Source organism: Sphingopyxis terrae subsp. terrae NBRC 15098 (assembly GCF_001610975.1).
Lineage (GTDB): Bacteria > Pseudomonadota > Alphaproteobacteria > Sphingomonadales > Sphingomonadaceae > Sphingopyxis > Sphingopyxis terrae_A.
Genome location: NZ_CP013342.1, coordinates 377,082 through 391,811 on the forward strand (window position 1 = coordinate 377,082; position 14,730 = coordinate 391,811).

At 65.6% G+C, this 14,730-nt stretch carries 14 protein-coding genes and 1 tRNA gene; 9 read left to right on the forward strand and 6 right to left on the reverse strand.

The features are described 5' to 3' along the window. Positions 1-32 precede the first annotated feature (32 nt). From AOA14_RS01775 to AOA14_RS01805, 7 genes are all read left to right on the forward strand, one after another. Complete coding sequence (locus AOA14_RS01775) at positions 33-1,004, forward strand: NAD(P)H-dependent flavin oxidoreductase (RefSeq protein ID WP_062900534.1); 972 nt, start codon at positions 33-35, stop codon at positions 1,002-1,004. Then, complete coding sequence (locus AOA14_RS01780; RefSeq protein ID WP_062900535.1) at positions 1,001-2,497, forward strand: carotenoid oxygenase family protein; 1,497 nt, start codon at positions 1,001-1,003, stop codon at positions 2,495-2,497. The genes AOA14_RS01775 and AOA14_RS01780 overlap by 4 nt, the downstream gene beginning before the upstream one ends. 2 nt (positions 2,498-2,499) lie before the next feature. After that, entirely contained in the window at positions 2,500-4,191 is a 1,692-nt protein-coding gene (locus tag AOA14_RS01785) for a class I adenylate-forming enzyme family protein (protein ID WP_062900536.1), read from the forward strand. 1 nt (position 4,192) lies between these two features. Then, on the forward strand, positions 4,193-5,422 hold the full coding sequence (locus AOA14_RS01790; protein ID WP_062900537.1) for an acetyl-CoA acetyltransferase: 1,230 nt from the start codon (positions 4,193-4,195) through the stop codon (positions 5,420-5,422). A 1-nt stretch (position 5,423) separates the two neighbouring features. After that, positions 5,424-6,590: an acetyl-CoA C-acyltransferase gene (locus AOA14_RS01795; protein WP_062900538.1), complete on the forward strand. Its 1,167-nt coding sequence runs from the start codon at positions 5,424-5,426 to the stop codon at positions 6,588-6,590. Positions 6,591-6,675: 85 nt separating this feature from the next. Next, positions 6,676-7,884: a serine hydrolase domain-containing protein gene (locus tag AOA14_RS01800; RefSeq protein ID WP_062900539.1), complete on the forward strand. Its 1,209-nt coding sequence runs from the start codon at positions 6,676-6,678 to the stop codon at positions 7,882-7,884. After that, entirely contained in the window at positions 7,881-8,372 is a 492-nt protein-coding gene (locus AOA14_RS01805) for a MarR family winged helix-turn-helix transcriptional regulator (protein WP_062900540.1), read from the forward strand. Before AOA14_RS01800 ends, AOA14_RS01805 begins: the two co-directional genes overlap by 4 nt. A gap of 79 nt (positions 8,373-8,451) precedes the next feature. Here AOA14_RS01805 and AOA14_RS01810 read toward each other — a convergent pair. After that, positions 8,452-8,527, reverse strand: a tRNA-Trp gene (locus AOA14_RS01810). Between the two features lie 141 nt (positions 8,528-8,668). Here AOA14_RS01810 and AOA14_RS01815 point away from each other — a divergent pair. Next, on the forward strand, positions 8,669-9,601 hold the full coding sequence (locus tag AOA14_RS01815; protein ID WP_062900541.1) for a DMT family transporter: 933 nt from the start codon (positions 8,669-8,671) through the stop codon (positions 9,599-9,601). Next, the gene (locus tag AOA14_RS01820) at positions 9,598-10,230 is read left to right on the forward strand and encodes a glutathione S-transferase family protein (RefSeq protein WP_062900542.1); all 633 of its coding nucleotides are present in this window, start codon (positions 9,598-9,600) and stop codon (positions 10,228-10,230) included. Before AOA14_RS01815 ends, AOA14_RS01820 begins: the two co-directional genes overlap by 4 nt. Here the strand turns inward: AOA14_RS01820 and AOA14_RS01825 are convergent. From AOA14_RS01825 to AOA14_RS01845, 5 genes are all read right to left on the reverse strand, one after another. Continuing rightward, a complete protein-coding gene (locus AOA14_RS01825; protein WP_062900543.1) occupies positions 10,225-11,433 on the reverse strand; it encodes an acyl-CoA dehydrogenase family protein in 1,209 nt (402 codons plus the stop codon). The two genes, AOA14_RS01820 and AOA14_RS01825, sit on opposite strands and share 6 nt — an antisense overlap. Next, positions 11,430-12,989: a fatty acid--CoA ligase gene (locus AOA14_RS01830; RefSeq protein WP_062900544.1), complete on the reverse strand. Its 1,560-nt coding sequence runs from the start codon at positions 12,987-12,989 to the stop codon at positions 11,430-11,432. Before AOA14_RS01830 ends, AOA14_RS01825 begins: the two co-directional genes overlap by 4 nt. Before the next feature lie 124 nt (positions 12,990-13,113). Next, positions 13,114-13,749, reverse strand: coding sequence for a DUF938 domain-containing protein (locus AOA14_RS01835; protein ID WP_062900545.1), 636 nt, complete (start codon positions 13,747-13,749; stop codon positions 13,114-13,116). Further along, positions 13,746-14,270, reverse strand: coding sequence for a CcdC protein domain-containing protein (locus AOA14_RS01840; protein ID WP_062900546.1), 525 nt, complete (start codon positions 14,268-14,270; stop codon positions 13,746-13,748). The genes AOA14_RS01835 and AOA14_RS01840 overlap by 4 nt, the downstream gene beginning before the upstream one ends. A 7-nt stretch (positions 14,271-14,277) precedes the next feature. After that, positions 14,278-14,727 carry an ABA4-like family protein gene (locus AOA14_RS01845; protein ID WP_062900547.1) on the reverse strand — a complete coding sequence of 150 codons (450 nt, stop codon included), beginning with the start codon at positions 14,725-14,727 and terminating at the stop codon, positions 14,278-14,280. Positions 14,728-14,730: the final 3 nt, after the last annotated feature.

Sequence of the window (14,730 nt, forward strand, 5' to 3'; positions counted from 1 at the left end):
ATCACTATGCAAGTAAGTTTTGGGAGACAGGAATGAAGCCGAAGCACGGCCTTCCCGCAGCTTTGACGCGCAATTTGCGCCTGCCCGCAATCGCGGCGCCGATGTTCCTCGTCTCGGGCCCTGATATGGTCATCGCCGCCTCGCGCGCCGGAATGATCGGCAGCTTTCCCGCTCCCAACGCGCGGACGACCGCCGATCTGGAAGCCTGGGTGAGCCGCATCGATGCGGCACTCTCGAACGATCCCGACGCCGCCGCCTGGGCGGTCAATCTGGTGGTGCATCCGTCGAACAGCCGGCTTGCCGACGACCTCGCCTGCGTCGTGCGGCACAAGGTTCCGCTCGTCATCACTGCGCTCGGCAGTCCCGCCCGCGTCGTCGAGCAAATCCACGCCTATGGCGGCATCGTTTTCGCCGACGTCAATTCGGTGGGCTTCGCCCGCAAGGCCGTGGCTGCGGGCGTCGATGGACTGGTGCTCGTCGCGGCGGGAGCCGGCGGCCATACCGGCGCCACCGCCGGTTTCGCCTTTGTCGAGGAAGTGCGACAGTTCTGGGACGGGCCCTTGGTGCTGGGCGGCGCAATCTCGACCGGCCACGCGATACGGGCCGCCGAAATATTGGGAGCCGACTTCGCCTATCTTGGCACGTCGCTGATCGCCTGCACCGAGAGCATGGCGGCGCAGCCTTACAAGGACATGGTGGTCGCGGCAGGCGCCGAGGACATCGTGCCGTCGAACGGCATCACCGGCGTGACCGCCAACTGGCTGAAATCGAGCCTGATCGCTGCGGGCTACGACCCAGCGAACATGCCCGAGGACAAGCGCCCCAATTTCTCCGATGCGCAGGACGACGCCAAGGCATGGAAGAATGTCTGGTCTGCGGGTCAGGGCGTCGGCGCGGTGCGCGCGACCGAACCCGTCGCGGACATCGTCGACCGTCTCTTGAAAGAATATGATGCGGCCGCCGCCAGGCCGCGCTTTGCAGCCGCCGAAGGAGTCATCGCATGACCGCTCAGCTTGTCGACACGATCCGGACCACCGTTCAACCGAACGACCATCCCTATATGAAGGGCGCGTGGCGGCCGACCTACAATGAGTGGAATGCGGTCTTCGCCAATGGCGATGTCGAGGTGATCGGCACGATCCCGACCGACATCGACGGCGTTTACGTCCGCACTGGCGAGAACCAGATTCACGAACCGATCGGCCGCTATCATCCCTTTGACGGTGACGGCTTCATCCATGCGATCTCGTTCAAGGACGGCCGCGCGAGCTATCGCAGCCGCTTCGTGCGCACCAAGGGGTTCGAGGCCGAGAAGGAAGCCGGCCGCTCGCTCTGGGCCGGGCTGATGGAACCGCCGCACAAATCGACCCGCCACGGCTGGGGTGCGCAGGAATGGCTCAAGGATTCATCGTCGACCGACGTCGCGATCCACGCGGGCAAGATCATCTCGACCTTCTACCAGTGCGGCGAGGCCTATCGGCTCGACCCGTTCACGCTCGAACAGTTCGGCACCGAAAGCTGGGTGCCGCTCGACGGCATTTCGGCGCATTGCAAGGTCGATCTCGCGACCGGCGAACTGATGTTCTTCAACTATTCGAAGCACGCGCCCTATATGCATTATGGCGTCGTCGGCGCAGACAATAAACTCAAACATTATATTCCCGTGCCGCTCGCCGGACCGCGGTTGCCGCACGACATGGCATTCACCGAAAATTACACCATCCTCAACGACATGCCGCTCTACTGGAACGCGGAACTGCTCGAAAAGAACCTGCACGTCGTCCAGTTTCACCCCGACGAAAAGACGCGCTTCGCGATCATCCCGCGGCACGGAACCCCTGAGGATATCCGCTGGTTCGAGGCCGAACCGACCTACACGCTCCACTGGCTCAACGCGTGGGAGGAAGGCGACGAGATCATCCTCGACGGCTATTATCAGGAAGAGCCGATGCCCAAATCCTATCCCGATGCTCCCGAGGGGCTGGAGCGGATGATGGCCTATCTTGACCAGGGCTTGCTCAAGCCGCGCCTTCATCGCTGGCGCTTCAATCTCAAGACCGGAAAGACGACCGAACAAAGGCTCGACGAGCGCGACCTCGAATTCGGCATGTTCAACCAGCGCTATGCGGGCAAACCCTATCGCTATGCCTATAGCGCCATCCCCGAGCCGGGCTGGTTCCTCTTCCGCGGCCTCGTCAAGCATGACCTCGATGCCGGCACGAGCGAGGAGTATCTTTTCGGCCCCGGCCGCTTCGGCAGCGAAGCGCCGTTCGCGCCGCGCATCGATGCCAAGGACGAGGACGACGGCTATCTCGTGTCCTTCATCGCCGACCTTGAAACCGACACGTCCGAATGCGTGCTGGTCGACGCGAAGAATATCGCGGCGGGGCCGGTGTGCCGGATCATCCTGCCAGAGCGCATCTGTTCGGGCACACACACCGTCTGGGCGAGCGGCGATGACATAGGCATGGGTCCGAACAGCGTGCTGGCCGGCTGACGATGATCGTCGCGGGAGAGGATAAAAGGCGGCGCTACCGCGAAAGTGGCTGGTGGGGCGATCGCACCTTCGACGATCTGTTCGCAGCCAATGCGGCCGCCCATCCGGACCGGCTCGCACTGGTCGATGCCCCCAATCGCGGCGGCTTCGCTTTCGGCGATCCGCAGCGGTTGACCTATGCCGAGCTGACGGCGGAGATCGATCGGCTCGCGGGCGCGCTCGTCGCGGCGGGGATCGGCAAGGATGATGTACTGCTCGTCCAGCTTCCGAACATCAGCGAGTTCGTCGCGCTCTATTTTGCGGCGGCGAAGATCGGCGCGATCGTCAGCCCGGCGGCGGTGCAATATCGCAGCCATGAGCTGAAAGGCATGATCGGCGTGGTCGAACCCAAAGCCTTCGTCTGCGCGACGCAAATGAAGGGTTGCGATCATGTCGGCGTAGCAGCGCCGCTGCTGGATGGTATCCGGCTGATGACCTTCGGCCCCAAGGCGCCCGTCGGCGCGATCGACCTGTCGACCGCCAGCGGCGACGCCGAGGCTCTTGCAGCCCATGTCGCCGCCAACCCGGTCGATGCCGACGACATCTTCACCATCTGCTGGACCTCGGGAACCACCGGCGTGCCCAAGGGCGTCCCGCGCAGCCATAACCACTGGATCGCGGTCGCAGGGGCAGGATACGAGGCGATGAAGGTCGGGCCGGGCGATGTCCTGCTCAACCCCTTCCCGCTCATCAATATGGCGAGCATCGGCGGCATCACCATGTGCTGGCTGACCAGCGCGGGCACGATGGTGCTGCATCATCCCTTCGATCCCGGCGTCTATTTGCAGCAGATCGCGACCGAACGGCCGAGCCTGACGATCGCCCCGCCCGCCGTGCTCAATATGCTGCTGCAGAATGAGGCTTTGCTGGCGAGCGTCGATCTCTCCAGCCTGCGCGTCATCGCCTCGGGTTCGGCACCGCTAGCGCCCGCGATGGTGCGCGGCTTTCAGGAAAAGCTCGGCATCGTCATCGTCAACGTCTTCGGGTCGAACGAGGGGATGAGCTTCATCACCGGCGAGGGCGACATGCCCGATCCCGACAAGCGCGCGAGCCTGTTCCCGCGCCGCGGCACTTATCGGCGCCCCTATGGCGAGGGCCGCGCGCCCAATATCGAAAGCCGCCTCGTCCCGCCCGGCGGCGGCGATCCGATCGAGGCGGACGGCATCTCGGGCGAACTTCAAATCCGCGGACCGACCTTGTTCGAAGGCTACCACAACGTGCCCGAGCGCACCGCCGAAGCCTTCACAGCCGACGGCTGGTTCCGCACCGGCGACCTGTTCGAAATTGCCGAAGGCGGCGATTTCTACCGCTTCGTCGGGCGCTGCAAGGATCTGATCATCCGCGGCGGCGTGAACATCTCGCCCGAGGAGATCGACCAACTCTTGGGCGGCCATCCCTTGCTGGCCGAGGCCTGCTCCTTCTCGCTGCCTTGCGCGAAGATGGGCGAGCGGATCGGGCTCGCCTATGTCCCGCGCGGCGGCGTGGATGTGGGGCTGTCCGACGTAACCGACTATCTCCGCGAAAAGGACCTCGCGGTGTTCAAACTGCCCGAACGGCTGTTCCGCTTCGACGCCTTGCCGCGCAACGTCACGAACAAGGTGATGCGCAGCGAAGTGCGCGAAATGGCGCTCGCCACTCTCGAAAAGGAAGCCTGACATGGCGAAAGATGTCTTCATCCTCGGCGGCGCGCAAACCGACTTCGCGCGCAATCTCGAACGCGAGGGCGGCGGGTTGTTCGAGCTGTTCCGCGACGTTGCGGAGGCCGCCTTCGCTGCGACCGGTATCGAACCCCGCGAGGTCGAAACCGCGCACGTCGGCAATTTCGTCGGCGAACTGTTCGCGGGCCAAGGCCAGCTCGGCGGCTTCTTCGGCCATGTCCACCCCGACCTTGCGGGCATCCCCGCCTCGCGCCACGAGGCCGCCTGCGCCTCGGGCAGCATTGCGATCCTCGCCGCAGCGGCCGAGATCGAGGCCGAGCGCTATGGCCTCGTGCTCGTGCTCGGCATCGAACTGATGCGCAATGTGCCCGGCCAGCGCGCCGCCGAATATCTCGGCGCCGCCGCCTGGGCCGGGCGCGAGGCGCAGGAGGCGCGTTACCTGTGGCCGTACATGTTCGCGCGCGTCGCCGAGGAATATGACGAGCGTTTCGGGCTCGATCGCGCGCATCTGCGCGCCATTTCGGCGAATAACTTCGCCAATGCGAAGAAGAACCCCAACTCGCAGACGCGCGGCTGGGCGGTGACCGACGATCATCTCGGCGAGAATGATGAGGTCAATCCGCTGATCGAAGGAAGCCTGCGCAAATCCGACTGCGGACAGGTGACCGACGGCGCTGCCGCCATCTTCCTCGCCTCGCGCGAGGTTGCCGAGGCTTATGCGAAGCGCCGCGGCATCCCGCTCGAAAGCATCCCGCGCATCAAGGGCTGGGGCCACGCCACCGCCCCCCTGCTCTATTCGACCAAGGTCGCCGACAGTCGCGGCGGCGACTATGTCTTCCCCAGCGTGCGCAAGGCGATGATGGACGCGCTGCGCCGCGCCGAGATGCCCGATATCTATGCCTGCGACGGGGTCGAGGTGCATGATTGCTTCTCGATAACCGAATATATGGCGATCGATCATTTCGGCATCACCAAGCCAGGCGAAAGCTGGCGCGCGGTCGAGGACGGGACGATTGCGCTCGGCGGCAAGCTGCCGGTCAATCCGTCGGGCGGGCTGATCGGGCTCGGCCATCCGGTCGGCGCGACGGGCGTGCGGATGCTGCTCGACGGCTGGCGGCAGGTAACGGGCAATGCCGGCGACTATCAGGTCGAAGGCGCGCGCAATTTCGCGACCTTCAACGTCGGCGGCAGTGCCACGACCGCAGTCAGCTTCGTCGTCGGCACCTGATTTGACCGACGTCTATATCTACGACGCGGTGCGGACACCGCGCGGCAAAGCGCGGCCGGACGGCGGCCTTGCAAAGCTCAGCCCGCAGGAACTGGTTCGCCAGCAGATCATCGCGCTGCGCGCGCGATGCGGCGATGCGGCGGCCGCGCCCGACGCGCTGCTGCTCGGCTGCGTAACGCAGAGCGGCACGCAGGGCGGCCACATCGCGCTGGTCGCCAAACTCCACGCCGGTCTGCCGCACGAAACCATCGCACACAGCATCAACAATTACTGCGCATCGGGCCTTTCGGCCATCGGCCAGGCGATTGCGAAGGTGGCGAGCGGCGAGATGAATTCGATCCTCGCCGGCGGCGTCGAATCGATGAGCAGCGCGCCCTTTCTGGGCGACCGGGCGAGCTTCTACACCAACGCCGAGTTGCCGCCGCATGCTCGCTTCGTTCCGCCGGTTCTCGGCGCCGACCGGCTCGCCCATGCCGAAGACATTGCGCGTGCCGACCTAGACGCTGTCGCCCTCCTGTCACAGCAGCGCGCGGTGGCGGCGGAGGACAGCCTGGCGCTGCAACGCTCGCGCATCGACACCGGGGCGCTGTCGCGCGAGGAATGCCTGCGCCCGCAAACCAGCGCGGAGACCCTCGCCGACACACCGCCAGCTTTTGGCGACCTGCAGGATCAATATGCTGGGGCGCTCGGCGGCGTGCGCTTTGCGCCGCTGCACAGCGTCGCCCACACGCCGCCGATCTGCGACGGCACCGCCCTCGCGCTTCTCGGAACCGACGGGCTCGGCGACGCCCCGCGCGCGCGCGTCGTCGCCTTTGCCGAATGCGGCGGCGATCCGGCCGCGTCGCTGACCGCCGGCTTCGCCGCGATGGACAAGGTATTGGCACGCACCGGACTGACGATCGACGCCATGGATCGCATCGAATTCATGGAAGCCTTCGCGGTCACCATCGCCAAATTCCTGCGCGATTATGATGTCGATCCGATGCGGGTGAACGTCGGCGGGGGGCATCTGGCAAAGGGACATCCAATGGGCGCCAGCGGCGCGATCCTGACGTCGGCACTGCTCGACGCGCTCGATGCGTGCGACGGGCGTTTGGGGCTCGTGGTCGTAACGGGCGCGATGGGGGTTGGCGCCGCCCTGATCGTGGAACGGATCGATCGCTCCTGACGCAGCGGCAATGCGACGGCGAGTGCATAGGGACGCGCGAATTACCTGTCTTGACAATATATGTAGGTGCCTACATTGATAGCCAATGATCGATGATCCTTCGGCCGCATCGACGGCGTCCATGCATGCGGCGGTTGGCCGCCGATCCTTTCTTGCCGGAGCGCTTTCGGCCGTTGCGCTCGCGCCACCAGCGCTCGCGCGCTCCCCCGCCGCCGAGAACCTCGACCGCTTCCTTGCGGACCAGAGGCGCAGCGGCGGGATGACAGGCCTTGCCGTCGGCCTTGCGCGATCGGGCAAAGTGCTGCTGTCGCGAACCTGCGGCCATGCCGACATTGCCATGCGGCGGCCTGTCACCGTCGATTCGATGTTTCACCTCGCGTCGGTGACGAAAACGATTACCGCCACCGGGATCATGATGCTGGCGGAGGAGGGACGGCTGGATATCGACGCGCCGATCAACCGCTACCTCGACTTCGCGGTCGTTTCTCCGGCAGCGCCCGAGCAAAATATTACCGCGCGCCACCTTCTCATGCACATGTCGGGCATCTCGGATGCGACCTATTATGCGGTCGATTTCCGGACGCACGGCGGCGATTCGCCGCTCGCACTCGGCGATTTCCTGCACAGTTACCTGGTTCCCGGCGGAACACATTATTCTGCGACCGGAAGCTTTTCCGGCGCGCCACCGGGACGGGCCTATGACTATTGCAACGTCGGCTATGGCCTGCTCGGCTATATCGGCACGCGCGTCGCCGGCGTCGATTTCAGGACCTATCTGCAGCGCCGGCTGTTCAGCCCGCTCGGCATGGATCATCTGTCGTGGACCCTCGCCGATGTTCCGGCCGCGCTTCGCGTCACGCCCTATGAAAGCGACGCGCAGCGTCTTGTCCCTGTTGCGCCCGTCGGATTTCCCGATTGGCCTGCGGGCATGCTCCGCGCCTCGATCTCGGGCCTCATGCCCTTCGTCGCGGCGTCGGCAAATCGCGGCCGCACCGGGTCTCACCGGATGCTCGCCGAACCCTCGATGGATGAGATGCTCCACATGCAAAAGCCGCCAGGTCTGCCGGTTTGGCTGACCGGTCAAGGGCTCGGCTGGATGGAATCCGAGGGCGAAGGCGCGCCGCGCATCAATCATTGGGGCGGCGATCCCGGCGTTTTCACGGCGGTCTACCTCGATCCCGCGACGACGACCGGGATCGCAATCCTCACCAACGGCTCGGCGACCGCATCCAGCAAAGCCGCGATCAAGGCCATCGCACGCAAGTTGTTCACGCTCGGGAACGCGCTCTCATGAGCGAACAACCCGATTACAGCCGACTCGCCGGCGGCGCGGCACTGGGCGCCAGGCTGCGCCGGCTGTCCGAACGGATCGATCGCGAGAGCGCTCAACTATACGCCGCATACGGCATCGAATTCGAGCAGCGATGGTTCGGGATTCTCAATCAGATCATGCGCAACGGGCCGATGACCGTAGGCGACATCGCGTCGGCGCTACGTCTAACCCATGTCTCGATAAGCCAGGCGCGGCGTTCGCTGGAGGCCAAGGGCTTCGTCCACAGTCTCACCGACGGCAAGGATGCGCGAAGACGTCCGATAGCGCTGACGCCGAAAGGCGAGGCGCTGACCAGAGAACTCGCCGGACTCTGGCAGGCGCTCGGCGCCAGCGCGGCCGAACTCAATGCCGAAGCCGGCGATCTGATACCGCTCCTCGACCGCCTGGACGATGCGCTGGCGGAGCGCTCGCTTCTCGACCGCGCTTTGGCACATGCGGCGCGGCCTTGAGCGCGACGGCACGAAAGCCCCTATCAATTACAATATTCGCTGGAACGGCGCACACTTCGAGAGCCGCCGTGGTCCGGCCTGGCAGGGGCAGCAGGATTCGAACCCGCGACCCTCGGTTTTGGAGACCGATGCTCTACCAGCTGAGCTATACCCCTAGGCCGGAGTGCGCCCTTAGCCGTAACGGGGGGCCGCGCGCAAGGGGATTGCACGATCGATCCCAACATTGTTGTCGCCGCTTGGCTCGGGCCGGAACCCTAGCTTGCAAAGCATCGGCAGGCTGATATGCGAAACGGCGCATGAGCACCGCCCCGTCCCCCGAGGTTCCGCAGCATTATCTGGGCGGCATCGCGCTGCGGCTGCTCGCCATGCTCAGCCTCTCCTTGATGTTCGTGCTCGTGAAGCGGATCGACGCCGCGGGCATCCATATCGTCGAGAGCCTGTTCTGGCGGCAGGCGATCGTGCTGCCGATGCTCGTCGGCTGGGCGCTGACGCGGGGCGGCCTTGCCATCTATCGCACCCACCGGATCGGCACCCATGCGCGGCGAGCGATGATGGGGCTGACCGGCATGGCGCTCAACTTCGGCGGGATGATCTTTTTGCCCATGGCCGAGGCGACGACGATCAACCTGTCGGTGCCGATCTTCGCGGTGATCTTTGCCGCGCTGTTCCTCCGCGAGCCAACGGGGTGGCAGCGGTGGAGCGCCGTGCTGGTCGGTTTCCTTGGCGTCCTGCTCGTCCTCAATCCGACGACGCTCGTCGCGCAGGGCTTCACCGGCCATCACGGGCTCGGCACGCTGATTGCGCTCGGCGGGGCGGTGATGACCGCGCTGATCACGATCCAGGTCCGCGATCTGGCGCGCACCGAAAGTCCGATGACGATCGTCTTCTGGTTCAGTCTGATCTCGATGCTCCCGCTCGGTCTGGCGCTGCCGTTCGTGATGACCGCGCATGGCGCCGGCGAATGGGCGTTGCTGATCGGGCTCGGCCTGCTCGGTGCAGTGGTGCAATTGTCGCTGACCGGCGCGCTGCGCCTCGCGCCTGTCGCGGTGGTGACGCCGATGGATTATTCGAGCCTGCTGTGGTCGATTGCCTGCGGCTGGTTCTTCTTTGGCACCCTGCCTGCGGAGACGACCTGGGTCGGCGCGCCGCTGATCGTCGCGAGCGGGCTGTTCATCGCCTGGCGCGAGCATCGCCTGCATATCGAACGGATGAAGGATATCACCGCATGACCCCGCCCATCCTCTACCATTGCCCCGATGCCCGCTCGCTGCGCTGCCTGTGGGCGGTCGAAGAGGTGGGCGCAGACGTCGACCTGCGCGTCCTGCCCTTTCCGCCGCGCGCCTTTGCGCCCGAATATCGCGCCGTCAATCCGCTGATGACGGTGCCGGGCTGGGTCGAAGGCGGACGGGTGATGACCGAATCCGCGGCCATATGCGAACGCATCGTCGAGGACAGTGCGCTCGAGGTGCGCCGCGACGAAGCGGATTATTGGGACTATCGCAACTGGCTGCACCGCAGCGATGCCACGCTGACCTTCCCGCTCGCGGTCATGATCCGCTACACGCGCGTCGAACCCGCCGAGCGCCGGCTCGCGCAGGCGGTCGACGATTACAAGGCCTTCTTCGGCGGCCGCGCCAAGAGCATCGAGGCGGCGCTCGCCGACGGGCGCGACTGGCTGGTCGCCGGCCGTTTCACCGCCGCCGACATCGTGATCGGCTATGCCGCCTTCCTTGCGACAACGCTGGGCGCGGCCGACGTGCTGGGCGAAGCGACGACCGACTGGCTGCATCGCTGCACTGCCCGCCCCGCCTTCCTTCGCGCCCGCGAACGCCAGCGCACCGACGCGCCGCAGCTATAGCCCCAGCATCAGCTTGGCCATGATATTGCGCTGAATCTCGTTCGACCCGCCATAGATCGACGCGGCGCGACCGTTGAAATAGCGCGCCGAAGCGGTGAGATCGTCTTCGGGTCCGACGAAGGGCAGATTGCTGCCCGGCGCGCGCGCCGCGAACTGGTGCGGCGCCGCGTAGGGACCGGCGATGTCGACCGCCAGTTCCTGTATCCGCTGCTGCGCCTCGGTTCCCTGCACCTTCAGCATCGATGACGCCGGACCGGGGCTGCGCCCGAGCGCGATTGCCGCCATCATCCGCTGCTCGGCGGCATGGATCGCGTGGACATCGGTATAGAGCCGTGCGAAACGCCGCCGGATCGCCGGATCGTCAAGCAAGGTGCCGCCCTCGCCGAAATCGCGCGCCGCCGCGCCGGCCAGCAGGCGATCGAGCGCCGCGGTCAGCCCCGCAGCGTAAGCCGCCGAGCGTTCGAACTCGAGCAGATATTTGGCGACGCCCCACCCCCGATCCTCTTCGCCGAGCCGCCCCGATTGCGGCACGCGGACATTGTCGAAAAAGACCTGGTTGAAATCATGGTCGCCCGACAGCGTCAGGATCGGCCGCACCTCGATCCCCGGCAGCGTCATGTCGAGCAACAGGAAGGTGATGCCCTGTTGCGGGCGGCCGTCACGGCTGGTGCGCACCAGGCAGAACATGCGGTTCGCGAAATGGGCGTGCGTCGTCCAGATCTTCGACCCGGTCAGCACATAATCGTCGCCATCGCGCTCGGCGCGGAGCGACAGGCTGGCAAGATCCGATCCTGCCTGCGGTTCGGAATAGCCCTGGCACCAGAAATCCTCGCCCGACAGGATACGCGGCAGATAATGCGCCTTCTGCTCGGGGGTGCCGAAGCGCATGATGCACGGCGCGACCATGCGCAATCCCATCGGCGACAGGCTGGGCGCGCCGGCAGCGGCGAGTTCGGAATCGAAGATATGCCGCTGTGTCTCGTCCCAGCCGGTCCCGCCATATTCGCGCGGCCAGTGCGGCGCCGCCCAGCCATGGCGATGCAGGATCGCCTGCCACGCCATCGCATGCGGCTTGTCGACGAACACGCTCGTCGCGCGCGCCGCGGCGTCGCGCAGATCGTCGGTCAGATTGGCCGCAATCCAGCCGCGAACCTCCTGCCGGAAGGCCTCCCGCCCCTGCCTCTGGATCGGATCGGCCGTCAATTCACCATCCGCTCATAGCCTTCCCAATAAGGGGCGCGGAGATCCTTGCGAAGAATCTTGCCGCTGGCGTTGCGCGGCAGCGCCTCGATCACGTCGACGCTGCGCGGACATTTGAATGGCGCTATGCGCTCGCGCGCCCAGGCAATGATGTCGGCCTCTTCCACCGTCGTCCCGGGCTTGGGCACGACGACCGCCTTGACCGTTTCACCCCATTTGAGATCGGGGATGCCGATCACGGCGACTTCCTGCACCGCCGGGTGGCCGTAGATCGCGCTTTCGACCTCCGCCGGATAGACATTCTCGCCGCCGGTGATGATCATATCCTTCACCCGGTCGTGGATGTAGAGATAACCGTCCTCGTCCATATAGCCGGCGTCGCCGGTGTGGATCCAGCCGTCGCCCGTCATCGTGCGCGCGGTCGCCTCGGGCAGGTTCCAGTAACCGAGCATATTGTTCGAAGAGCGCGTGACAACCTCGCCCACCGCGCCCACGGGCATATCCTGCCCGTCGTCGCCGATGATCCTGATCTCCACGCCGGGCAGCGGCTTGCCCGCCGACCGCATGCGCTTGTTGCCTTCGGGATCATGATCCTCGGGCGGCAGCATGCAGATGGTGCCTGTCGTTTCGGTCATCCCATAAGCCTGGATGAATTCCGCCCCGAACATCTTGATGCACTGGCGCAGCAGTTCGAGCGGGATCGGGGCCGCGCCATAGAGGATATATTTGAGCCGGCTGTAATCGACCGTGCCGCAGCGCGGGTGGAGCAGCAGCATCTGAAGCGCCGCGGGAACGATGAAGAAGCGCGTCACGCCATGTTGTTCGACCGCATCGAAAACCCCGTCGGGATTGAATTCGGCGAGGATGATGCCGGGCAGCCCTGCCGCCAGCGCCATGATCCCAAGCCCCGTTCCGCCGATATGCGCGCAGGGCATCGCGACAAGCACCGCCTCGTCATCGTCCCATTTCGTATAGGCCAGATCGGCGTCGGCCGAGTTTTTCCGCAACGCGAACAAATTGCGGTTCGACAGCACGGCACCTTTGGGACTGCCGGTGGTCCCCGAGGTATAAAGTTGCAGCACGGCATCGTCGGGACCGGACGGGGTGAAGGGCGCGCGCGGCGTCGCCTCGATCAGCGCGCGTGCCTCGGTATCGCCGACGATGCGCGGCGCATGGTCGAGCTTGCCCGCCAACTGATCGGGCACCGCGTCGAAACCGGGGCCGGTGAAGACGATCTTCGCCCGGGTATCGTTGATGATATAGGCCCATTCGACGGGCGAAAGCCGCCAGCCGATCGGCGCCATGACGATCCCGGCGCGCGCGGCGCCAAAGAAGAGCGTGAAATAGAGGTCGCTGTTCTTGCCGATCCACGCGATGCGATCGCCCTTCTCGAGCCCCGCGGCGCGCAGCGCGCTTGCCACGCGCGCCGTCCGCTCCTCAAGCTCGGCATAGGTGAACAATCGGTCCTCTTCGCGCATCGCAATGCGCGACGGCCGGTCGGCGGCCCAGTGGGTGATGAATTCGTCGAAACTGACAAGGTCCGAAACGTCGGCAGCCATCGATCCTCTCTCCTCGAATCGCGTTGCTATTTGCAATCGAGAAGGACGCTAAAGCTTCGGCGGCCAAGGTAAAGCGCCGAACGCCCAACCTGACAGCAGTGACAGCTTGGGCGCGCCGCCGGACTCAGCTGTGTTTGCGGAACAGCAGCATCAAATTGTTCGCCGGCATGGTGCGGCGCTCGGTTAAGCCAAATCCGTGCGGCGCGGCCGCATCGACGACCGCCTCCACTTCGCGCAGCCCCCAGGCGGGATTGCGGCTGCGCAGGCTCTCGTCAAAGGCAAGGTTGCTGTCGGCGGTCGCGACATCGGCTTCGAGATAAGGGCCGTAAAGGATCAGAGGGGCGCCCGATCCCAGCAATCGCGCCGCCCCCGCGAACAAGCCCAGCGTCGCCGCCCACGGGCTGATATGCACCATGTTGATGCACAAGAGGGCATCGGCATGTCCCAGCGGCCAGTCCGGCGCCGATGCGTCGAGGTGCAGCGGCGCGGCGATGTTCGGCAGCCCTGCCTCGGCGCTCCAGGCCGCGATCGAGGCGAGCGCGGCTGGGTCGGGGTCGCTCGCCTGCCAGTCAAGCTTCGGGAAGGCGGCGGCGAAATGGACGGCATGCTCGCCCGAACCGCTCGCCACCTCAAGCACCGTGCCCGACGCGGGGAGCCAGTCGCCGAGCACCGCGGCGATCGTGTCGCGATTGCGCAAGGTTGCGGGGGCATGGCGCTTGTCGCCCTCGCCGCCGTCCGAAGGCGTCCACGGCCCCTTCATCGCCGCGACGAACGCGCTGCCGCGAGCAGGCGCCGGGCGCGCAGCGCGATCTCGACCCGCTGAAAAACGATGAAGCCGAGCGCGAAGGCCATCAGGATATCGGTAACGGCCATCAACCCCGCCTGTCCGTGGCCGGCGACGCCTTCGGCCATGTTGCGCGACACACCCCGGATGAAGATGAGCGCGACGAAGAAAAGCAACGCTGCGGGCGACACGGTCTGGCTGAGTTCATGCGTGTCGGGATCGACCGCAACCTGCATCAACTTGCCGCGCATCCAGCCGAGGCCGCTGCCGACCGCGAGCGCGACAAGGCACCATATCCACACCAGTCCGTGCGGCGGAGCGTTCCAGAAAATGAAACCCAGCAATAGCGCGTAGAAGGTCGGCAATATCCAAAGGCGTTCGAGCCGCAACCGCCGTGCCTTGCCGACCGAGCGCAGCCTAAAGAACAGCACGAGCAGAACGACCCCGGCGGGGATCAGATAATGCAGCAGCGGCGACGGGGCGGTTCCGGCGTTCATGACCGCCTCACTTCGCCTTTGCCTGCGCCCGCGCGCGACGTTCGCGCACGATCAGCCACGCCAGCAGCCCGACCGGCCCGACCATCAGCGTCAGGAACAGGAAAGGGAACTGGACGATCCGGCTGAAACCCTTGGCATCGGCATCGCGGGCAATCCACATGCCCGTGAACAGGTCGAAGGCCAGATAATGCGTCCAGCCGAGCGCCGCGCCGCCGGGACTGTCGAATAATTTCATCACCCCCGCCAGCGTCGTGAAATTGCCGCCGCCGGTTCCGCCGGCATCGATCGTGCCGGAGAGGAAGCCGCCGAGCATCACGGCATAGGCGAGGCAGAGCAGGAAGACCCCGGCATAGAGGATCAGCGCCAGCACTTTCGGCCCGCGCGGCGCGAAGGCGAGAAGCAGCCAGCCACCGATCGCCCAATAATTGGCCAGCAGGAAAACGCTATCCCAGCTCATCGC